Genomic DNA, 21,572 nt, shown 5'->3' on the forward strand with positions numbered 1-21,572 from the left:
TTCTCTCTTTTTGTCTGTATTTTTTGTAACAAATAAGATGCGATTACCCTGGCTTGTGGCAAGGTTTTCAAAATAGCTTGACATAAAACCTAATTTAGCAGTGGGTATGACCTTTAGTTGATGAAGGAAAAGAAAAGTGTTAACATGAGATGAAAAGTGACAAAGAGGAAACAATGATGACAGCAAAACTAATTAATGTAGAGGGTTCAAAGATAAAAATAGAACTAACATTAGAACTCAGTCGTTCAATGTTGGATACAGAAATAAATATTCAAAAAGGCTTAAACGAAGTAGGTTGCATCGCCAGCAAAGAAGCCTTGAAATATTTAGATACAGATGGTTCACCCTTAAAAATCGGTGAAGAAATCTGGAAGAGTAAGGGAGAGCAACCGAAAGAATATCAAACACCTTATGGTGAGGTTATAGTGAATCGTCATGTATATCAGCGTTCACCTTTGAGGAAAAACGTATTGCCCCTTAGAAAGAGAAGCAAGGATAATCATAACATCAACGCCATTATTGGCAAAACAGGTATCCTCAAAAATGTCAGGGATGGCAGGCAAAGAGGTGAAAAATGATTTATTAGAAAATCATGGTAGAAAAGTAGCGCTATCCTATATCCAAAGATTGAGTGAAGCAGTAGGAAGTGTGGTACAGGCAAAAGAAGAAGCGTGGAGTTATGCCCCGCCCAAGGAGGATAGCCAAATTGCAACAGTGGGAATAGGATTAGATGGCTACCGTGAAGCAATGGTGGGAACCGTTTCCCTATACGATAGTGAAGGCGAACGTCAACATACAATCTATCTAGGTGCGGCACCAGAGTATGGAAAAAAGAGTTTTCTAGAAAGATTAGAAAGAGAAATTGAGCGAGCGAAAAACCGTTATCCAGAGGCAACATTGGTCGGGATAGCAGACGGGGCAGAATCAAATTGGAAGTTTTTAGAAAAGCAAACGGAAGAACAGATATTAGATTTCTATCATGCCTCTAGTTACTTAGGTGCCTTGGCAGAAGCGTTGCATCCGAATACCGTGTCAAAACAAAAAGAATGGTTGACTGAAAATTGTCGAGAACTCAAGCATGAAAAAGGAAAAGCAGGAGAACTGCTAAATCTGATGAAAGAAGTCAAAGAAGAAAAAAGTCATTCTAAGAATCTTACCGAGAAACTACAAGCGGCGATTACTTATTACGAGAATCATCAGCATCAAATGGATTATGCTGAATACTTAGAGAAAAAGTATCCGATTGGTTCAGGTGTTACGGAAGCAGCTTGTAAGACGTTGGTCAAACAACGATTATGTTGTTCAGGAATGCGATGGAAGGAAAAAGGAGCAGGAATTATTTTGAGCCTACGAGCTTTGGTATTGACCAAGGAACGATGGAGTCAATTTTGGGCAAAACTTGATCAATATGGGTTCCCTGTAGAACCCTGATTACAACAGCTTTTATCAACTAAAGGTCGCACCCTTAGCAGTTGCAAAGGTGAGATGCTCCTACTGAGATATTGAGATTTAAAAAGTTATATTATCGTTGGTGATTAACACCTCAGTGTATTATAGTAATTTTCATTCAAATGAGGTACGGATAAGAGGCTTAAGGCCTTTGTGAGCAAGGCTCGTTGGTACCTCACCAAAATGAAAAACGCTTGTTGGATTACAGCGAGTTCTAGATATTTTCTGGATAGTTCATAACTTTGTTCGCAGCCATTTTACTACTAGAAAAGTCCCAGCTGTAGCTCTCGATATCATTCAAAAAGGGTTAACTTGGGGGGAGTTACTGCAAATTCGAGTGCTTTGTTGAACTCCTTTTATTGTCAGTCTTTTCGTCTCCAGCTAGGCAGCACCACTGTCTCAGCCTCCCCCCACAATGGTGACAATTTCTAGGCGATCGCCCTCTTGTAGTTGGGTTGTTGGCCAATATTGACGATGGAGAATTTCACCGTTGTATTCTACGGCTACTAAACGGGGATTCAGTCCAATTTGTTCTAAAAATTGAGGTAACAGGGTTTGGGATGAGCAAATTTGGCGATCGCCGTTGACCTGTAGGGTAATAGATGGTAGAGCAAAAGAAGTCATATTTTTAAGATTAAGAACAAAACTGTAAGAACAGCAATTTAAGCACGAAAACTCTATTTCTGAAGGGCGGCTTCAATCTCAGCCAGAGAGATCGGTTGATTAGTTCCTTGTTTAGAGGTTGCTGGAATTTCAACCACAATCATATAACCTTCAATTTTTCCGCCATTAACCTCAGCTAAGGTCTTAAGAATGTTAGGCATATCAGCTTTTGTTAACTGGCCTGTTTGATCATAGATTTCCTGGGCGGAAAGACAACCGATCGCCGGATTCCAACCATCACTTTGGGGAAAACGTTGATTATTAACAAAAAAACTAGTTGATTCTCCACTACCATGAATCCGAATCAGCGATCGCCCAAGACGGCCAGCCCAATAAGTTTGAGCAATAGGAGCGTATTGTTGCCAACTAGAAGGCAGCAAACTGTAATAGGAATTCAGAGCGCCAATCATTTGGTCCGGTTGAGTGGCAATAAAGTTCTGAACGCCGGATTCAAAGGGCATGAATACTTTTACTAGGGGAAATTGGCCATAGGCCGTAAAATAGGTGGCGGACGGACGAGGCATGGTTCCTTCTATACGATAAATTCCCTGGGGTGTTTGGCCTCGCACAAAATTCCAACGCAGACCATGTAAAGAACGAGTGAGTAACGGCACTGACAAAAGAGGAGCTTGGGGTTGAGAGGTTTCGCGGCGAAATTGACCATTGCCATCTTTTAACACTGTCCGACAAAGTAGCCCTCGATTCGGTCGGCAAAAGACGTAAAGTTGGGGGGATGAGGGAGCAATTTGCCAGGCGAGTAAATCTTGAAGAGGAGGCAAAGAAGACGGTTTTAATTGTTCGCTAATATCTTGTAACGCAACTTTAAAAGCAAGATTATCAACGCCTTGAAAACGGCTTTGAAGTTGTTGTAATGCTGTTTGAGCAAGGGACGGTTTTAAACCGGCTTGAACTAAGGCTGATAGGGCCATAACTGACCATTCGGGATCAGGACTGTTTTTAACAATATTTTGAAAGCGATCGCCGATCAATACCAATTTTTGAGGATTACCGAGATAGAGTTGGGTTCCCACCTGCATCGCCATTTGTACCGTCTTTGCTTGGGAAGGCGATAAGTTCGGATTCAGGGGCAGTTCTAAGATCTGGGCGATCGCCTCGATCACGATGGGAGACTGGGGTTCTAACAGAGCCGTTGCCCAAAGCGTTTGTCGCCACTTGGTTTCATTGGCCTCGGTGACGGGATAACGTTGCAGATCAAAGCGTTCCGGTGCAATCCGATCCTGTTGTTCCTGTAGATGCGATCGGCGGGCAGAAGTCGTTGCCCTAGGCTGCTGTTCTATGATCAAATCTTGGGGTTGTAGAGAAAAGGCCGTATTTTCTGCTGGTAATATTTTAGGAAAGATCAGTTCCAATCCTAACCATAGGACAGACCATTTTAGCCATTTTAATGTTTGACTACTGACAGGCATTGTTATTAATATTGACAGAGTTATGGCTCTTATTTTACCGCAATTTTAGAAGAAGTGACCAAAATGCTCTTTATAGCAAAATCTGATCCTCTTTAAATCTTCTTTAAAAATCAATTAAGCTTAATTATAAACCAAGTCTATTTTGAGAACTGAAGTTTTTTGAGATATATTTCAGGGACAAGTCCCCCTTTTTAAGGGGGATTTAGGGGGATCCACTTGCGTGATCAAAAATAATAGGTTTCGGTTTAAACGGGGTTTATTCATTATATTCATGATGTTAACAATCAATTTCTTAAAAATATTGTTTTGACTCTGCTAAATGTTTTTCTAAGGTGGTAGTCGGTAACGGGCCTTCAAGATGTTGCCAAGGTAATATTTGATCCAGGCTCCAGTCTTGATAAACATAGAAATCAAGGGGCGGCAGAGTTCCCTTTAATTCCTTAAAAGCTCGTTTATAACTGCCCAAAGTATCGCCATAGTGACGGGTGAGGGCTAACAGAGGAGCTAAACGGCGATCGCCCCTAGAAATGAGTGTTTGAATCACTGACCAATTATAACTTTCAGGACGAAAATCAATGCCCTGGGGACGCAATTGTTTTTGTAAAAATTGTAAACGCTTTTCGGCGGCTGGATTGACTCCAAACCATTGAAAAGGCGTATGGGCTTTAGGAACAAAAGTGCTACACCCCAAAGTCAGCCGTAGGCCTGTAACTTCTTTTTTAATCTGCTTTAATAAATCTACTGTAGCCTGTACATCCTCTAGATCTTCTCCTGGAATACCCACCATGCCATAAAATTTAATTCCTGTCAGACCACCCCGTTTGGCATTAATAGCAGCCTGTTTAATTTCAGCATTAGTTAACTTTTTATTAACAATTTGTCGAACTTTTTCAGAGCCACTTTCAATAGCAATGGTAATCGATTTGGTATCCCGTTGAGCAAGGGTTTTTGCCAATTTCTCGGTCACAGTATTAGTTCGCACAGAGGCAATACTTAAACGCACCTGTTCATACTGGGGTTGTGCTAAATAATCCAATAGGGTTTCAAATTCAGGATGTTGGCTAACAGAGGCTCCTAATAATCCCAAACGATTAGTGACTTTTAAACCGCGTTCAATGGCTGGAATTAAAGAGCCTTCTAAACTAGCCATGCGGAAAGGTAAAGTAAGATAACTTGCTAAACAAAAACGACACATTTCTGGACAACTTCTCACCACTTCCACCATATAAATATTTTCCCAGGCGGCTTTTTCAGTGACAACAGTGGAGGCTGATAAAACATTGCCCCGATAGGTTTGTTTTTTAATCCTGTTAGGAATGTTACTATCAATCGGTTGAATATCAGCGATCGCGCCTTCTGAACTATGATAGGTAACGTTATAGAGACTAGGAACATAAATGCCTGGCACTTGAGCGAGATGATGAAGTTGAGTGCGGCGATCGCAGTGACGTACCGTTTGATAAGCATCTATAAAATCTCCTAATAAATTCTCGCCATCTCCTAATAGAATGAGATCAAAAAAGAGGGCAAAGGGTTCAGGATTGGCGGTTAAAACTGGGCCACCTCCAAATATTAAGGGATGGTTTTGATCCCGTTCCTGGCTATCAATAGGAAGCTGTAATTTTTCTAATAGATTTAAAATATTGACGTAATCCAATTCCCAGGAAAAAGAAAAACCTAATAATTCAGGATTAGAGGGCAGGCTTTCTTTAGTATCTGTAAATAACCGGCTGACTTGAACATCTTGACGGCTCGATAAATTAGCCCAAATGAGTTGATAACCCAAACTAGTAATACCCACACTATACTCATTTGGAAAGGCAAAAATAGTTGGAATGGCATCACTGTCTGGATTAACTGGCGTAAATAATAATTTTTCTTGATTAGCTTCTTTCATATTGAATAATTAAAAATTAAAAAACAAGATCAACACCCTAACGCGATCGCTACTTAGATTACTTATGATTACATTTAAAACTGGCTTAGAATCTTTCTAGAAAATGAGCAACCCTTACATTAAAATCATCGGTATTGACCATAAATGACCAGTGATTTCCCGGCATCTTCTGTATCTCTAAATTTTTTAAATATTGTTGATAGGGTTTTAATTGCCAGGCGGTACGGTTCACCCCTCGGCTTGGTTGGATTAATAAAATCGGTATGGTCAAAGGTTGAGTTAAACCAGCCACTGTCATCACTTCCTCAAACACTTCATCCCTAGCTTGCTGAACAAATTTGCTGCTCCAAGTGCCATCTGCTTTTTCCTCAATACTAGCTTGAAAAACTTGTTGCTGTAGAGGACTCCAGCCTTGATATTCAGGGAGTTGTCGGGCTTTGCTTTCAATCGCCGTATAGGAAGAAAAGGACTGACTCAGTTTTAAAAACGAAAGAACTTTGTACAGCAACGGAAAAGTTAATTTAAAAATAGGGGGAATTTGCCCAATGAAAAAGGGATCGACTAAGGTTAAACTCCGAAATCTTTCTGGCTCTTGAGTTGCCCAAATACAAGCTAATTTAGCAGCCCAGGAATGAGCAACAATATGAGCAGAATTCCACTCCCTTTGGGCCATCAAATACTTCAGATCATCCAAATAATTCTCGAAATAATAACCTGTTGGTGGTTTACTACTTTCCCCATGACCGCGCAAATCAGGAGCCAGAATGTGATAGGAAGGAGCCAAAAAATCACCTAAGCTTGACCAGACTAAACTTTGATCGCCTAAACCATGTAAACAAAGCAAAGGAGTCTTCCCCTGAGACCATTCTAGGGTAGAAATAATGATTCCTTGACTCGAAAAGGTTTGGCGAATAAATGGCACGGAAAAAAGCAAAAAGCCTAAGGATTAGTGGGCACAGGTGGATTATTGATCCAATGGCTGGCATCTAAGCCAATTCGTAGCGTTAAGTCGGAAGCCAAGTCTCCTGTGGAGGAAGCTTCTACTTGTCCCAGTCCGAGCAACGCCTGTAGCTTATTAGCCGATCGCAGATCGCCTTTTTGGGCCACAATTTCTGTCTCGCCTAGCAGTTGAGGGGCATCATGGACAGTATAAACATTGCGGAAGTTATTTTGACGTAAATAGCTTTGTACCTTTTCCAGTAAAGCGGGATCATCCGTTGCATTCTGTAAAGCAATACTTAAACGCTTAATCGAACGATCGCTGGTTACGTCTGTTTGAGTCTGATCATTTAAGCCGAAATACTGCTCCATAACGCGATCGCGGCCAGCGTCTGACAAAATCCAATAGCTGCGACCATCAAATTCATCGGGCTGACTAAAACGGCCAGGCAACATCACCATATGAATTTGCGCCTTATCCAACTGTCGTCCAAAATTAGCCAGAGCCAGTATCTCTTCCATGGTCAAGTTCGTATCGACAGATTTCTGAAGAATATTAATAGCCTGGGGAATGCGAGGAATGATGGTTGGATTATTCAATCGCTTTTGCAGAGAAGTCAGCAAAATTTCCTGACGTTGCACCCGACCAATATCACCGTTCGCATCCTTACGAAAACGAGCAAATTGTTCCGCTTGATCGCCATTCAATACCTGTAAACCTTCCGCCAAATTAATATCTAGCTTTTGGGTAACATCCTTATACACCATTGGTCTTGGCACAAAAACTTCAATCCCTCCCACCAAGTCCACTAACTCTCGAAAAGCATTGGTCGTCACGCGCACATAGCGGTCAATGGGAACATTATTTAAGGTGTTACTAACCACATTAGCGGCCAGGGCAGGGCCACCGTGAACATTGGCATCATTGATCTTGGTATAGTCAAAACGGGGAATATCTACACGGGTATCGCGAGGAATAGACAGCAACTTCAGGGTATTATCTGTGGGATCAAAACGGAGTAATAACATCGTATCACTACGCCCACCAAAAGCTTCTAAACTGTCTGGTGGGGCATCTTCCACCCGATCAATCCCCATCACTAAAATATTAACGGGACGGCCCAGATGGTAAGGAAAAAGGGCGTTCCAGTTTTCCCCCGTCGCTAAAATGCTAAGATTGCCCCCTGGTAAATCAGTTGTGCGAGTTAGGGAAATGGGACTCCCTAGGGGAGTAAAAAAAGCCACCCCAACACCGGCTAAACCGGAGAGAAGAGCCGTGGTGCTAAATGCAGTGCCCCAAACCAATCCCCTCAGGAGCAGCGATCGCTTTTTCTGACGATAAGCAGAAGCTTTTAGACGTTGACTAGGTGGTGTAGGGCGATTACTCGGACGGACTTTAACAGAAACTTGCGACTTGACGGGAAACGGTTCGATGCTATTTGCCATACAACCTCAGTACCCCACACCCCCGAATCGGCTTAAGAGAATATTTAACCTAGGAGTTAAAATAAGCTCAAAAAGTTCCTAGGGACATGGATTGACGACTTATTTTAAGTATTTTTGCTTAAAATTGCAAAGGGGAATTTTACGGGAATTTTCGCCAGCTTTAGCCGTCTAGGAACTGGTATCGTCTGATCAAAGTTGGAAAAAGTTATGGTGTAAGGCTTTGAGAAAATAGAAAAATAGTTTAAGACTAGACATCGGCCCGTTTTTATTATACTATTATTATTGTCATTATATCAAAGAAGAAGGAATTAAAGAAAAGCTCTATGGAAATCCTGAATGATGTTGGCTTGTGCCAAGAGAAAGAGGATGCCTTATTCAAGAAAAACTGTCCTCATTGCTATAGTGAAAAAGTAAAAATCCATTCTCATTATCAAACGAAAGATAACGGGGAACGTAAAATGTTCATTTGTCAAGAATGTAGTTCTTGTTTTGCTGAGACTTATGGTAGCGTAATCGCTGGCTTAGAAACCCCATTAAGTGAAATTGTAAAAGTATTAAAAGCCAGAATGGAAGGAATAGGATTAAATGCAGCAGCCCGAGTATTCGGCTACGCGAAAACAACAATATTGAATTGGGAAAAGAAATTATCAGGATTACAAGAGACATTATTTTTATACGCCTTAGTGACTGGACAGTGGGAAGTTTATGGATGCCAGATAAGGTAATGACTATGCGACGAAAGTAAGCATATCAGGGCTTGGGGAAGAGGCAAGTTTAGCGGTAAGGAATTTAGGCAAAAGCAGACTGGGTGGACTTTGAGGAAAAATCATTTGGGCTTGATGTTGAAGGGCTAGTTGAGCAATCCGTTCACTAGGGTAGCCATGGGATGGTAATGTCCGAAACCATCAAGGAAAATTAGCCCAAATCCCCTGGGGTAACTCTAAGGCGAGAATTTGAAGTAGCCCTAAAGCAATGGCATTAAGGTTAACAAAACGCTCAAAGGCTTCTACCTTGTTTAAAAGGGTGCGACCTTTAGTTGATAAAAGCTGTTGTAATCAGGGTTCTACAGGGAACCCATATTGATCAAGTTTTGCCCAAAATTGACTCCATCGTTCCTTGGTCAATACCAAAGCTCGTAGGCTCAAAATAATTCCTGCTCCTTTTTCCTTCCATCGCATCCCTGAACAACATAATCGTTGTTTGACCAACGTCTTACAAGCTGCTTCCGTAACACCTGAACCAATCGGATACTTTTTCTCTAAGTATTCAGCATAATCCATTTGATGCTGATGATTCTCGTAATAAGTAATCGCCGCTTGTAGTTTCTCGGTAAGATTCTTAGAATGACTTTTTTCTTCTTTGACTTCTTTCATCAGATTTAGCAGTTCTCCTGCTTTTCCTTTTTCATGCTTGAGTTCTCGACAATTTTCAGTCAACCATTCTTTTTGTTTTGACACTGTATTCGGATGCAACGCTTCTGCCAAGGCACCTAAGTAGGGCTTGCTGAAAAAAGCTGAAACCTTTACGGAGAAAAATAGTAGGCGAATTAAGAACCGCTAGAATGCACGAAAATAGGGTAGAATGCCTCAAAACCATTGCATTAAGAAGAGAGAAAGCAGATGTACCGAAAGCAACAGTACTCAATTGAAACACCAGAAAACTTGAAAAATCTGTTCGGCGGGCAGTTAGACGAAGAAAATCGTTGGATAGAAATGTCAAAAATGATTCCCTGGGAAGAATATGAGGAAGAATATGCAAAAAACTTCACAGAAAAAAAAGGAGCCCCAGCCAAATCATTTAGAATGGCATTAGGAGCATTAATTATCAAAGAAATTTCAGGAAAAAGTGACAGAGAAACAGTAGAACAAATAAAAGAGAACCCTTATTTACAGTACTTTATAGGAATGGAAAGCTATAGTAGCAAAGAAGCATTTAATGCGTCAATGATGGTTCATTTTCGTAAAAAAATAGGAATGGAATTAATAAATAAAATTAATAAAGAAATAGAAAAAAAAGCGACGGGTGTAGCGTCAGAAAAAAAAGAAAATGAAGGAAAGTTATTGTTAGATGCGACTTGTACACCAGCAGATATAAAATATCCAACGGATATAGGAATATTGAATGATGCCAGAGAAAAAACAGAAAAAATAATAGATAAGCTGTATGAAGAAATAAAAGAGAAAAGGAAAGAAAAGCCGAGGACTTATAGGGAAGTGGCAAGAAAAGAGTACTTAGCCATAGCAAAAAAACGTCGTGTGTCAAAAAAAGAAAGAAGAAAAGGAACAAAAAAACAACTAGGATATATAAAAAGAAACTTGTCTGATATAGAAAAAATGATAGAAGAGGGAGCAAAGTTAGAAAAACTAACGAAAAAAGAGCAAGAAGAGCTTGTAACGATAGGAAAAGTGTATGAGCAACAGTTAGAAATGTATGAAAAAAAGACAAATAAAGTAGAAAACAGAATTGTGAGTGTAAGCCAACCTCACGTGCGTCCAATAGTGCGTGGAAAAGCGGGAAAAGCAGTAGAGTTTGGAGCTAAAATATCGGCAAGTAATGTGAATGGCTTTGTCTTCTTAGACAAATTAAGTTGGGATAATTACAACGAATCGGGAGATTTACAAGCGCGAATAGAAGAATATAAAAGGGAAACAGGATGTTATCCGGAATCGGTTCATGTGGATAAAATCTATCGAACAAAAGCGAATCGAGCTTATTGTAAAGAAAGGGATATAAGAATGAGTGGTCCCCGATTGGGAAGACCGCCGAAAGAGGTGAGCAAAGAAAAAAAGAAAGAGGCACGCTCAGATGAAAGAGTGCGTAATGCCATTGAGGGTAAATTCGGACAGGGAAAGAGGAAATTTAGTCTTGGTCGAGTGATGGCCAAACTACCTGAGACCTCGGAAACGGTAATTGCGATGAACTTTTTGGTAATGAATCTTTCTACTCTACTTCAGAAGACAAAAAGTAAAAAGTTGTAGAGTCGTTTTTCTTGTGAAAAATGGTGTTAATTTTCCTCTCTTTTGTGAGGAGTGATTTGTGTTGACCTTTTTAGACAGAAAGGAACAATAGATTAAACAAAATCTGTATTTTGATTTGTTTCCATAAGGATAAGTTATCTATGCTTTTTCAGTCCATACTTCCCTAACCCACATTTCTTTCGTTTTTTGACTTTTTCAGCAAGCCCTAAGTAACCAGAGGCATGATAGAAATCTAATATCTGTTCTTCCGTTTGCTTTTCTAAAAACTTCCAATTTGATTCTGCCTCGTCTGCTATCCCGACCAATGTTGCCTCTGGATAACGGTTTTTCGCTCGCTCAATTTCTCTTTCCAATCTTTCTAGAAAACTCTTTTTTCCATACTCTGGTGCCGCACCTAGATAGATTGTAGGTTGACGTTCTCCCTCACTATCGTATAGGGAAACGGTTCCCACCATTGCTTCACGGTAGCCATCCTCACACATCAGCATACAGGTTCCATCTAATCCTATTCCCACTGTTGCAATTTGGCTATCCTCCTTGGGCGGGGCATAACTCCACGCTTCTTCTTTTGCCTGTACCACACTTCCTACTGCTTCACTCAATCTTTGGATATAGGATAGCGCTACTTTTCTACCATGATTTTCTAATAAATCATTTTTCACCTCTTTGCCTGCCATCCCTGACATTTTTGAGGATACCTGTTTTGCCAATAATGGCGTTGATGTTATGATTATCCTTGCTTCTCTTTCTAAGGGGCAATACGTTTTTCCTCAAAGGTGAACGCTGATATACATGACGATTCACTATAACCTCACCATAAGGTGTTTGATATTCTTTCGGTTGCTCTCCCTTACTCTTCCAGATTTCTTCACCGATTTTTAAGGGTGAACCATCTGTATCTAAATATTTCAAGGCTTCTTTGCTGGCGATGCAACCTACTTCGTTTAAGCCTTTTTGAATATTTATTTCTGTATCCAACATTGAACGACTGAGTTCTAATGTTAGTTCTATTTTTATCTTTGAACCCTCTACATTAATTAGTTTTGCTGTCATCATTGTTTCCTCTTTGTCACTTTTCATCCCATGTTAACACTTTTCTTTTCCTTCATCAACTAAAGGTCACGCCCGTTTAAAATCTGAGTCTGAACAGCTTGTGGATAGTCACTGAGGATAAGATTGCTGGGCCAGGTAGGTAAAGTAGGAAGACTCTTAAGCCAAAAACGATAGGCAAAGCTGCCCAAAAGATGGACTAATTGACGAAAAGTGACTTCAATCTTAAATCGGAGACCGTAAGCGGCAATAATCTCAGGTCCAGTCAAACAGAGATCAGTAGAAAGCAGAATCAGTCGTCGTCCGTTAGGCAATTGGGTCAGAACAAACTTGACGAGCTGATGGGGACTATCCCAGTGGAACTCAAAGCACTGATAAGAAACCGTGACTTGTTGACCATAGAGCCAGACTTTAGCTGTCGGAAAGTCCGCCGCCAGAGCGAACAGCTTTTCTAGTTTTATCGAACTCCCCCAAATCCGTGGTCGTCCTCTCCCCGTCAGCGTCGGCACGGAACAAAAGGGGGCATAGGCGACGGTGGAGCAACGCACTCTTGTGATTAGATGCAAGGCGTTCTGGCGAAAACTTTTGAGCACTGGTTCGCAAGCAAAATAAGCATCCAAAATTACATAGGGCTTGCTGAAAAAAGCTGAGACCTTTACGGAGAAAAATAGTAGGCGAATTAAGAACCGCTAGAATGCACGAAAATAGGGTAGAATGCCTCAAAACCATTGCATTAAGAAGAGAGAAAGCAGATGTACCGAAAGCAACAGTACTCAATTGAAACACCAGAAAACTTGAAAAATCTGTTCGGCGGGCAGTTAGACGAAGAAAATCGTTGGATAGAAATGTCAAAAATGATTCCCTGGGAAGAATATGAGGAAGAATATGCAAAAAACTTCACAGAAAAAAAAGGAGCCCCAGCCAAATCATTTAGAATGGCATTAGGAGCATTAATTATCAAAGAAATTTCAGGAAAAAGTGACAGAGAAACAGTAGAACAAATAAAAGAGAACCCTTATTTACAGTACTTTATAGGAATGGAAAGCTATAGTAGCAAAGAAGCATTTAATGCGTCAATGATGGTTCATTTTCGTAAAAAAATAGGAATGGAATTAATAAATAAAATTAATAAAGAAATAGAAAAAAAAGCGACGGGTGTAGCGTCAGAAAAAAAAGAAAATGAAGGAAAGTTATTGTTAGATGCGACTTGTACACCAGCAGATATAAAATATCCAACGGATATAGGAATATTGAATGATGCCAGAGAAAAAACAGAAAAAATAATAGATAAGCTGTATGAAGAAATAAAAGAGAAAAGGAAAGAAAAGCCGAGGACTTATAGGGAAGTGGCAAGAAAAGAGTACTTAGCCATAGCAAAAAAACGTCGTGTGTCAAAAAAAGAAAGAAGAAAAGGAACAAAAAAACAACTAGGATATATAAAAAGAAACTTGTCTGATATAGAAAAAATGATAGAAGAGGGAGCAAAGTTAGAAAAACTAACGAAAAAAGAGCAAGAAGAGCTTGTAACGATAGGAAAAGTGTATGAGCAACAGTTAGAAATGTATGAAAAAAAGACAAATAAAGTAGAAAACAGAATTGTGAGTGTAAGCCAACCTCACGTGCGTCCAATAGTGCGTGGAAAAGCGGGAAAAGCAGTAGAGTTTGGAGCTAAAATATCGGCAAGTAATGTGAATGGCTTTGTCTTCTTAGACAAATTAAGTTGGGATAATTACAACGAATCGGGAGATTTACAAGCGCGAATAGAAGAATATAAAAGGGAAACAGGATGTTATCCGGAATCGGTTCATGTGGATAAAATCTATCGAACAAAAGCGAATCGAGCTTATTGTAAAGAAAGGGATATAAGAATGAGTGGTCCCCGATTGGGAAGACCGCCGAAAGAGGTGAGCAAAGAAAAAAAGAAAGAGGCACGCTCAGATGAAAGAGTGCGTAATGCCATTGAGGGTAAATTCGGACAGGGAAAGAGGAAATTTAGTCTTGGTCGAGTGATGGCCAAACTACCTGAGACCTCGGAAACGGTAATTGCGATGAACTTTTTGGTAATGAATCTTTCTACTCTACTTCAGAAGACAAAAAGTAAAAAGTTGTAGAGTCGTTTTTCTTGTGAAAAATGGTGTTAATTTTCCTCTCTTTTGTGAGGAGTGATTTGTGTTGACCTTTTTAGACAGAAAGGAACAATAGATTAAACAAAATCTGTATTTTGATTTGTTTCCATAAGGATAAGTTATCTATGCTTTTTCAGTCCATACTTCCCTAACCCACATTTCTTTCGTTTTTTGACTTTTTCAGCAAGCCCTACATAACTCCCTGCCTCTGCGTAAGTAACACAAAGGTCAGCCATTTTTGTCACCAGGCTCGTCTTCACCTTTTTTTTGCCTTTTCCCTCCCCCTTCTCGGTTGCTTTGGACTTGATGCCATCGTCTAGCCGCAACACTAAGGGCAAGGCAAAGCAGGCTTTCCCTACTCCCACCAAAATACTCAAGGCATTGAAGTAATGACCCCTTATCCACTCTGGCTTGGACACATCTTCCGATTCTTGGTGTAGTCGTTTTACACCTGGCATCTTGCGTCCTTCTTTCCCCACTTTGATGCCATCACCCACATACACCCGTTTCCCTTTAATTCTGTATAGACTTTCATGCTGACTTAGCCACTTTGACCATTGTAAAGTTAGTCCTTCGACCCTAAACGCCTTGGAATCAAACCAATGTAGAGCCTGATTGTAGTAGCTCTCTGTTCAGCCAATGGCATTGACATAGCTAGTTATTGCGCTGGGTTGGCTGTTGAGCACTACTCCCCAGACTAACAGGATAAACCATTGGAACGTTGCTTCTCGGCTAAAGGCTGGACGGAGATTATTGAGGATTTGCTCTAGTCGCTGACATAGTTGCATAATTGATAGATAGCACTGGCTATCGATTTGGCTCTTCCCCCAACTGTGTGGAAAGTGTATAATAGTAATATCACAGTAGGAGGTGGAGTATGTGGATAAACTTGGATGAGCTACTAGGATTGCCAAAGGTAACAGTCGTAAACTATCGAGAAATAGATGGTGCTTTGTTCTTAAAATTAAAAATTAAAAATGAAAAACGAAGTAATGGAATGTCCAAATTGTCATAAAGAATTGGAAGATATAAATCAAATAGAATATAATTTGGTTCGGGATTTATCCCTATTGGGAAAGAAAGTATATCTGGAAGTGCCCCGCCGCCAGTTCCATTGTGAAAAATGTCAGAAATACATAACAGAAAGACTGGACTTTATGCGGCTAAGAAAACATTATACAATTCGTTATGAAGAAAAGATTTATGAGCAAGTAAAAAAGAAAAATGTAGAAGAGGTAAGGCAAGAAGAAGAAATAAGTTGGGGAACATTGGAATCAATATTTGAAGAGTATGCAAAGCAGGCAGAAAAGAAGGAATGGGAATTACCAGAAAAGATAAGTTTAGACGAATTTAGTAATAGAAAAGGAAAAAAAGACTTTATTACAACAGTGATAGATATAAATAAAAAGGAATTGTTAGAAGTAATAAAAGGACACAAAAAAGAAGAGATAATAGAAGCCCTAAAGGTGCAGCCAGCAAGGGTTAGAGAGAATGTGAAGGAAGTAAGTGTGGATATGTGGGAGGGATTTACGTCAGCAATAAAGGAGTTATTTGTAAATGCTAAAATTGTCTATGATAGATTTCATGTAATGAAAAATATAAATGAAGAATTGAATAAATTGAGAAAGAAAATGAATATCCATAAAAAGGGTTTAACATACCTATTATGGAAAAATAAAGAAGAGTTAAAAGAAGAAAAAAGAGAAGAGTTAGAAGAGATATTGAAAATGTATCCTTGTTTAGGAATAGCGTATGAAATGAAGGAAGAGATTAGAGATATTTATGAGCATTCAAGAACGACAAATGGTGCAAGGAGAAAATTTGAAAAATGGATGAGAACAGCGTGCCTATTCTATAAAAAAAGTGTGGGTATGCTAGAAACTCATTTGACAGGTATATGCAATTATTTTGAAAACCATACAACTAATGGATTAACGGAAGGGATGAATACAAAAATTAAATTAATAAAAAGGAAAAGTTATGGATTTGCTAATTTTGAGCATCTACGGCTTAAATTGTTAGCTTGCTTTAACTCGTAATATAACATTACACACAGACAAGGGAAGAGCCTCGATTTTCTTATATCAGCCAGTTTCGGACATAACGGCACTCTTTTGTATCGGATGTCCGATTTTCTTTTCTCCACTTACACGCCTCGAGAACTTCCCACTGTCCAGTTATTCTAAGTTAGAGGAGTTAGACCGATGCCGACTGTAACAGAAAATGACCTTAAAGAAATTAAAGATTTAATTACGGCCCAATCGGCTCAAATTGCGAATATTCAAAGTCAGTTTACGGATTTTCAGACTCAAATTACTGATTTAAAAATTAGTGTCGGAAAGATAGAAGCAACTTTACAGACTCAACAAATTTATTTTTAAAAGGTACCTGATTTGGTGGAAAAAGTGGGAGAACTTAAAAACTGGAAACAGGTTGGTTTAATTATTATAACTGCAATGATTAGCTCAATAATGAGTGGAACGATAGGTGGTGCTATTGGTTGGCTAATTCGAGGATCAAGATTTGTCCCTTAAAGCGATCGCAGTTTCAACTAGATTTTAAAAGGGCGATCGCAGTTCTTCATCCCATTTTTAAAGAGGCGATCGCAGTTCCCAACTCTATGTTAGGGCTTGCTGAATAAGTCTGCAAATCGAACCTAGATGCCACAGGGCGCGAAAAATGGTGACTTCAGAAATCAGTTTCCGATTTTAACCCACAATTTTCTAGCAAAGTGCATGGATTTTGAGCCTTCAAATGCCATAAGCTTGCACCTAATCGTGTTCAAAATGGCTGAAAAGCTTATCTGATAAAGGTTCTGCCTTTATTCGGCAAACCCTATGTTAAAAAGATGATCGCAGTTTCAATTAACCTTTTAAAGAGGTGATCGCAGTTTCAACTAGATTTTCAAAGAGCGATCGCAGTTTTCAATGATGGCTTTAAAGGGCGATCGCAGTTGTTAATCCTATTTTTAGAAGCGATCGCAATTCTCAATCTAATTTTTAAAAGAGCGATCGCAATTCTCAATCTAATTTTTAAAAGAGCGATCGCAGTGATCTGTCCCATTTTGAAAGGTGATCGCGTTTCTCAATCTAATTTTTAAAGAGCGATCGCAGTTCTCTAACCCATTTTTAAAGACGATCGCAATTCTCAACTATTTTTACATGGGCGATCGCAGTCCCCTGTCCCATTTTTAAAGGCGATCGCAGTTTCCTCTAACATTTTTAAAGGTAATCGCAGTTTCAATCATATTTTAGGGTGCGACCTTTAGTTGATAAAAGCTGTTGTAATCAGGGTTCTACAGGGAACCCATATTGATCAAGTTTTGCCCAAAATTGACTCCATCGTTCCTTGGTCAATACCAAAGCTCGTAGGCTCAAAATAATTCCTGCTCCTTTTTCCTTCCATCGCATCCCTGAACAACATAATCGTTGTTTGACCAACGTCTTACAAGCTGCTTCCGTAACACCTGAACCAATCGGATACTTTTTCTCTATGTATTCAGCATAATCCATTTGATGCTGATGATTCTCGTAATAAGTAATCGCCGCTTGTAGTTTCTCGGTAAGATTCTTAGAATGACTTTTTTCTTCTTTGACTTCTTTCATCAGATTTAGCAGTTCTCCTGCTTTTCCTTTTTCATGCTTGAGTTCTCGACAATTTTCAGTCAACCATTCTTTTTGTTTTGACACGGTATTCGGATGCAACGCTTCTGCCAAGGCACCTAAGTAACCAGAGGCATGATAGAAATCTAATATCTGTTCTTCCGTTTGCTTTTCTAAAAACTTCCAATTTGATTCTGCCCCGTCTGCTATCCCGACCAATGTTGCCTCTGGATAACGGTTTTTCGCTCGCTCAATTTCTCTTTCTAATCTTTCTAGAAAACTCTTTTTTCCATACTCTGGTGCCGCACCTAGATAGATTGTAGGTTGACGTTCGCCTTCACTATCGTATAGGGAAACGGTTCCCACCATTGCTTCACGGTAGCCATCCTCACACATCAGCATACAGGTTCCATCTAATCCTATTCCCACTGTTGCAATTTGGCTATCCTCCTTGGGCGGGGCATAACTCCACGCTTCTTCTTTTGCCTGTACCACACTTCCTACTGCTTCACTCAATCTTTGGATATAGGATAGCGCTACTTTTCTACCATGATTTTCTAATAAATCATTTTTCACCTCTTTGCCTGCCATCCCTGACATTTTTGAGGATACCTGTTTTGCCAATAATGGCGTTGATGTTATGATTATCCTTGCTTCTCTTTCTAAGGGGCAATACGTTTTTCCTCAAAGGTGAACGCTGATATACATGACGATTCACTATAACCTCACCATAAGGTGTTTGATATTCTTTCGGTTGCTCTCCCTTACTCTTCCAGATTTCTTCACCGATTTTTAAGGGTGAACCATCTGTATCTAAATATTTCAAGGCTTCTTTGCTGGCGATGCAACCTACTTCGTTTAAGCCTTTTTGAATATTTATTTCTGTATCCAACATTGAACGACTGAGTTCTAATGTTAGTTCTATTTTTATCTTTGAACCCTCTACATTAATTAGTTTTGCTGTCATCATTGTTTCCTCTTTGTCACTTTTCATCTCATGTTAACACTTTTCTTTTCCTTCATCAACTAAAGGTCACACCCATATTTTAAAAGGGCGATCGCAATTCTCAAACTTTTCTAACGGAGATGATCGCAGTTCTCAACTCCATTTTTAAAGGCGATCGCAGTTCTTTACCCCCATTTAAAAGAGGCGATCGCAATTCTCAATCTAATTTTTAAAAGAGCGATCGCAGTTTCCTCTAACATTTTTAAAGGTAATCGCAGTTTCAATCATATTTTAAAAGGGCGATCGCAATTCTCAAACTTTTCTAACGGAGATGATCGCAGTTCTCAACTCCATTTTTAAAGGCGATCGCAGTTCTTTACCCCCATTTAAAAGAGGCGATCGCAGTTCTCCATCCTGTTTTCAATGGTGATCGCAATTCTCTATAACATTTTAAAGGAGCGATCGCAGTTCTCTATCCCATGTTGAAAGAGCGATCGCAGTTCTCAAAACTTTTTACAGAGATGATCGCAGTTCTCCATCCTGTTTTCAATGGGCGATCGCAGTTTCAACTTGATTTTTCAATGGTTATCGGACTTCTCCATCCGATTTTCAAGGGATGATCGCAATTCTCAAATATTTTTACAGGGGCGATCGCAGTTTTCAATCACGTTTTACAGGGGCGATCACAGTCTCCATTAACCTTTTAAAGAGTGATCGCAATTCTCCATCCCATTTTAAAAGAGTGATCGCTGTTTCAATCTAATTCTTAAAGGTGATCGCATTTCCCTCTAACGTTTTTAAAGGTGATCGCAGTTTCAACTTGATTTTTCAAGGGCGATCACAGTTCTCCCTAACATTTTTAAAGGCGATCGCAGTTCTTCATCCCATTTTTAAAGAGGCGATCGCAGTTCCCAACTCTATGTTAAAAAGATGATCGCAGTTTCAATTAACCTTTTAAAGAGGTGATCGCAGTTTCAACTAGATTTTCAAAGGGCGATCGCAGTTTTCAATGATGGCTTTAAAGGGCGATCGCAGTTGTTAATCCTATTTTTAGAAGCGATCGCAATTCTCAATCTAATTTTTAAAAGAGCGATCACAGTGCTCTGTCCCATTTTGAAAGGTGATCGCGTTTCTCAATCTTATTTTTAAAGAGCGATCGCAGTTCTCTAACCCATTTTTAAAGACGATCGCAATTCTCAACTATTTTTACATGGGCGATCGCAGTCCCCTGTCCCATTTTTAAAGGCGATCGCAGTTTCCACTCTCATTTTTGAAGGCGATCACAGTTTACCATGCCATTTTAAAGAGGCGATCACAGTTCTCCATCCCATTTTTAAAGAGGTGATCGCGGTTTTCGATTAGATTTTGATAGGGCGATCACGTTTCTCAATTCTGTTTGACAAAGGCGATCACGTTTTTCCCCTAAAACTAATTCGACTTGAATTTGTTGATCGGTATCTACAAAAAAGGAGATTGTGCTGAGTTGATAAAATGTGAAGAGAAACAGCGACCATAAATTATATTAGTGTATTAGGTTTAAAATTGGGAGTATTCGGAAGAATTTAAAGACCAATTTAACCATTCTTCTAAAATTAAAGAAATACGTTTTATTTGACTATTTACTTTATTATCTATTTCTTCAAATTTATAACCATTAAAAAAATATTCTACTAAGCTTTTAAAATTGAAATCAGAAGAAAAATCAAAATCAAGGAGTATTTTAGTTTCAATCTTGTAGTGTACAAAAATATTTCTCAACGTCGTTTTTGATTTAATCATTTTTAAATCTTCATTTTTGAGAATAGTTTTCAAAAAAACTTTAGAATCATCTGAAAGTATATTCTTGGGATAGCCATAATTTTGAAGCCTTTCTAAACTAGATGCTAAATGATAGAGCATAATAAATTTTATTTTAAATAAGCTATAAGCATGGTGTGATATTTTTACTCTTATAAATAGATGATCAATAAAGTTAGTCATTGAAAGAAATAACAAAAGAGTATAATTAATTGATTCATTACCAGTTTTATTAAAACTTAAAGATAAAAATTTTTCTGATTTAACATCTTGGTAATAAAGTTGAAAATCTTGGGTATCGTATTTAAAGCAATTAGTTTGTACAGATTGAAATTCAGGAAGTGTCTTTACCCAACCCAAGTATTTTCCAAGCTCTCTTGAGACTGTGTGTAAAACTTGGCCAATTCTATCAATTGAATCTCCAAAATCCTCTAATAATTCTATTTTTCTTAGACCACTTAAAAATAGTCCCGTATGTGTAGAACCAATAATATGATTCCCATAGAAGAAAATTCCCATATTTGAATAATTATCACGGTACAAATCTTCATGAAACTTAGCAATTTCATCCAGTAAATCAAAAGTTCCATTAACCTTGTTATTGCTATCATCAAAAAGTTTAATACGAACTCTAGAAGCTCGTATAATTAGTTCTTGTTCTTTCGGTAACTCGATCGCGTAATGAGGTAATATTTTTTGAATATATCTATAGGATTCAATTGTAAATAATGAGATATATGGAATAATTCCAAAAACAAGAATGTTTGCTGATTTATTTTTTGAAAATTGTTCCATAAAATCAAAATAAAAAGCCACGTCATTCTTGATTAGATCAGCTTCAACACTTCTTATTTTTCTTAATTTTTTTTGATTATTACTCATTGTTATAGAAGTCTAATGTGTTGCATTATAAAGGATTTCGGGCTAATTTATGATTACTCACGTAGAATTTCATCAATCAATACTTTCTGTTCATCCTTATTCATTTCATCCCAATTTTTATTTTTGTCCGCCGCAATTTGCCGAATATTAACCTGCCCAGATTGAGATAATTCAAGCCATTGACTCCAAGATTTTTGTAATAAAACTCGCATAAGTTTAGCCTGTTGTTGTTGAGGTAGTTGCTCCACTAACTGAATTGCCTGTTCATCCGTTAAAACAAGATTAGACATAGTTTCCTCTCTTTTTGAGAAGGTTAAAATTATAAAATGTTAATGATTTGTAGAATTAGACTATGGTAACACAATTATTC

17 protein-coding genes and 5 pseudogenes are annotated in these 21,572 nt (G+C 38.8%); 8 read left to right on the forward strand and 14 right to left on the reverse strand.

Annotated features, from left to right (window positions below; all coding sequences use genetic code 11):
• Positions 1-176 precede the first annotated feature (176 nt).
• Positions 177-1,431: pseudogene (locus KA717_35025) on the forward strand (ISKra4 family transposase).
• Positions 1,432-1,848: 417 nt separating this feature from the next.
• Here KA717_35025 and thiS read toward each other — a convergent pair.
• The 5 genes from thiS to KA717_35050 all read right to left on the reverse strand — a co-directional run bounded on the left by thiS (position 1,849) and on the right by KA717_35050 (position 7,821).
• Complete coding sequence (thiS, locus tag KA717_35030; protein UXE60669.1) at positions 1,849-2,073, reverse strand: sulfur carrier protein ThiS; 225 nt, start codon at positions 2,071-2,073, stop codon at positions 1,849-1,851.
• Between the two features lie 53 nt (positions 2,074-2,126).
• A complete protein-coding gene (locus KA717_35035; GenBank protein ID UXE60670.1) occupies positions 2,127-3,539 on the reverse strand; it encodes a hypothetical protein in 1,413 nt (470 codons plus the stop codon).
• Positions 3,540-3,831: 292 nt separating this feature from the next.
• Entirely contained in the window at positions 3,832-5,436 is a 1,605-nt protein-coding gene (locus tag KA717_35040) for a B12-binding domain-containing radical SAM protein (protein UXE60671.1), read from the reverse strand.
• Between the two features lie 85 nt (positions 5,437-5,521).
• Complete coding sequence (locus KA717_35045; protein ID UXE60672.1) at positions 5,522-6,358, reverse strand: alpha/beta hydrolase; 837 nt, start codon at positions 6,356-6,358, stop codon at positions 5,522-5,524.
• A gap of 17 nt (positions 6,359-6,375) precedes the next feature.
• Entirely contained in the window at positions 6,376-7,821 is a 1,446-nt protein-coding gene (locus KA717_35050; GenBank protein ID UXE60673.1) for an LCP family protein, read from the reverse strand.
• A 323-nt stretch (positions 7,822-8,144) separates the two neighbouring features.
• On the opposite strand from KA717_35050, the gene KA717_35055 reads away from it, so the two are divergent.
• Positions 8,145-8,546, forward strand: a complete 402-nt coding sequence (locus KA717_35055; protein ID UXE60674.1) for a hypothetical protein — start codon at positions 8,145-8,147, stop codon at positions 8,544-8,546.
• Between the two features lie 330 nt (positions 8,547-8,876).
• Here the strand turns inward: KA717_35055 and KA717_35060 are convergent, their stop codons facing one another.
• Complete coding sequence (locus KA717_35060) at positions 8,877-9,305, reverse strand: hypothetical protein (GenBank protein ID UXE60675.1); 429 nt, start codon at positions 9,303-9,305, stop codon at positions 8,877-8,879.
• Positions 9,306-9,440: 135 nt separating this feature from the next.
• Here KA717_35060 and KA717_35065 point away from each other — a divergent pair.
• Positions 9,441-10,778 (forward strand): annotated as a pseudogene (locus tag KA717_35065) (IS5 family transposase).
• Positions 10,779-10,933: 155 nt separating this feature from the next.
• Here KA717_35065 and KA717_35070 read toward each other — a convergent pair.
• From KA717_35070 to KA717_35080, 3 genes are read right to left on the reverse strand one after another with little or no spacing between them, the layout of a single operon-like run.
• Complete coding sequence (locus KA717_35070; protein ID UXE60676.1) at positions 10,934-11,485, reverse strand: hypothetical protein; 552 nt, start codon at positions 11,483-11,485, stop codon at positions 10,934-10,936.
• Positions 11,451-11,879 (reverse strand): hypothetical protein, encoded by a 429-nt coding sequence (locus KA717_35075; protein UXE60677.1) that lies wholly within the window; start codon positions 11,877-11,879, stop codon positions 11,451-11,453. The genes KA717_35070 and KA717_35075 overlap by 35 nt, the downstream gene beginning before the upstream one ends.
• A 32-nt stretch (positions 11,880-11,911) precedes the next feature.
• The gene (locus KA717_35080) at positions 11,912-12,469 is read right to left on the reverse strand and encodes a hypothetical protein (protein ID UXE60678.1); all 558 of its coding nucleotides are present in this window, start codon (positions 12,467-12,469) and stop codon (positions 11,912-11,914) included.
• Positions 12,470-12,601: 132 nt separating this feature from the next.
• Between KA717_35080 and KA717_35085 the strand changes: the two are divergent.
• Positions 12,602-13,939, forward strand: a pseudogene (locus tag KA717_35085) (IS5 family transposase).
• Between the two features lie 155 nt (positions 13,940-14,094).
• On the opposite strand, the gene KA717_35090 reads toward KA717_35085, so the two are convergent.
• The gene (locus KA717_35090; protein UXE60679.1) at positions 14,095-14,478 is read right to left on the reverse strand and encodes a hypothetical protein; all 384 of its coding nucleotides are present in this window, start codon (positions 14,476-14,478) and stop codon (positions 14,095-14,097) included.
• 129 nt (positions 14,479-14,607) lie between these two features.
• Complete coding sequence (locus KA717_35095; GenBank protein ID UXE60680.1) at positions 14,608-14,763, reverse strand: hypothetical protein; 156 nt, start codon at positions 14,761-14,763, stop codon at positions 14,608-14,610.
• An 89-nt stretch (positions 14,764-14,852) separates the two neighbouring features.
• On the opposite strand from KA717_35095, the pseudogene KA717_35100 reads away from it, so the two are divergent.
• The 4 genes and pseudogenes from KA717_35100 to KA717_35115 all read left to right on the forward strand — a co-directional run bounded on the left by KA717_35100 (position 14,853) and on the right by KA717_35115 (position 17,075).
• Positions 14,853-16,014: pseudogene (locus KA717_35100) on the forward strand (ISL3 family transposase).
• A 165-nt stretch (positions 16,015-16,179) separates the two neighbouring features.
• Positions 16,180-16,356 (forward strand): hypothetical protein, encoded by a 177-nt coding sequence (locus KA717_35105; GenBank protein ID UXE60681.1) that lies wholly within the window; start codon positions 16,180-16,182, stop codon positions 16,354-16,356.
• Positions 16,357-16,475: 119 nt separating this feature from the next.
• Positions 16,476-16,616, forward strand: coding sequence for a hypothetical protein (locus KA717_35110; GenBank protein ID UXE60682.1), 141 nt, complete (start codon positions 16,476-16,478; stop codon positions 16,614-16,616).
• A gap of 312 nt (positions 16,617-16,928) precedes the next feature.
• Positions 16,929-17,075 carry a hypothetical protein gene (locus KA717_35115; protein UXE60683.1) on the forward strand — a complete coding sequence of 49 codons (147 nt, stop codon included), beginning with the start codon at positions 16,929-16,931 and terminating at the stop codon, positions 17,073-17,075.
• Positions 17,076-17,262: 187 nt separating this feature from the next.
• On the opposite strand, the pseudogene KA717_35120 reads toward KA717_35115, so the two are convergent.
• The 3 genes and pseudogenes from KA717_35120 to KA717_35130 form a co-directional block, all read right to left on the reverse strand.
• Positions 17,263-18,544: pseudogene (locus KA717_35120) on the reverse strand (ISKra4 family transposase).
• A 1,515-nt stretch (positions 18,545-20,059) separates the two neighbouring features.
• Positions 20,060-21,202, reverse strand: coding sequence for a hypothetical protein (locus KA717_35125; protein UXE60684.1), 1,143 nt, complete (start codon positions 21,200-21,202; stop codon positions 20,060-20,062).
• 53 nt (positions 21,203-21,255) lie between these two features.
• Positions 21,256-21,492: a hypothetical protein gene (locus KA717_35130; protein UXE60685.1), complete on the reverse strand. Its 237-nt coding sequence runs from the start codon at positions 21,490-21,492 to the stop codon at positions 21,256-21,258.
• Between the last annotated feature and the right edge of the window lie 80 nt (positions 21,493-21,572).

It is taken from the genome of Woronichinia naegeliana WA131 (assembly GCA_025370055.1).
In the GTDB taxonomy this organism is placed as follows: domain Bacteria; phylum Cyanobacteriota; class Cyanobacteriia; order Cyanobacteriales; family Microcystaceae; genus Woronichinia; species Woronichinia naegeliana.

What these genes read in the sequence shown, in the direction of transcription:
- KA717_35040 (UXE60671.1), bottom strand. Translation starts at nt 5,436, where the DNA reads ATGAAAGAAGCTAATCAAGAAAAATTATTATTTACGCCAGTTAATCCA.
- KA717_35105 (UXE60681.1), top strand. Translation starts at nt 16,180, where the DNA reads ATGCCGACTGTAACAGAAAATGACCTTAAAGAAATTAAAGATTTAATT.
- KA717_35070 (UXE60676.1), bottom strand. Translation starts at nt 11,485, where the DNA reads ATGTCAGGGATGGCAGGCAAAGAGGTGAAAAATGATTTATTAGAAAAT.
- KA717_35125 (UXE60684.1), bottom strand. Translation starts at nt 21,202, where the DNA reads ATGAGTAATAATCAAAAAAAATTAAGAAAAATAAGAAGTGTTGAAGCT.
- thiS (UXE60669.1), bottom strand. Translation starts at nt 2,073, where the DNA reads ATGACTTCTTTTGCTCTACCATCTATTACCCTACAGGTCAACGGCGAT.
- KA717_35095 (UXE60680.1), bottom strand. Translation starts at nt 14,763, where the DNA reads ATGCAACTATGTCAGCGACTAGAGCAAATCCTCAATAATCTCCGTCCA.
- KA717_35035 (UXE60670.1), bottom strand. Translation starts at nt 3,539, where the DNA reads ATGCCTGTCAGTAGTCAAACATTAAAATGGCTAAAATGGTCTGTCCTA.
- KA717_35130 (UXE60685.1), bottom strand. Translation starts at nt 21,492, where the DNA reads ATGTCTAATCTTGTTTTAACGGATGAACAGGCAATTCAGTTAGTGGAG.
- KA717_35055 (UXE60674.1), top strand. Translation starts at nt 8,145, where the DNA reads ATGGAAATCCTGAATGATGTTGGCTTGTGCCAAGAGAAAGAGGATGCC.
- KA717_35050 (UXE60673.1), bottom strand. Translation starts at nt 7,821, where the DNA reads ATGGCAAATAGCATCGAACCGTTTCCCGTCAAGTCGCAAGTTTCTGTT.
- KA717_35075 (UXE60677.1), bottom strand. Translation starts at nt 11,879, where the DNA reads ATGAAAAGTGACAAAGAGGAAACAATGATGACAGCAAAACTAATTAAT.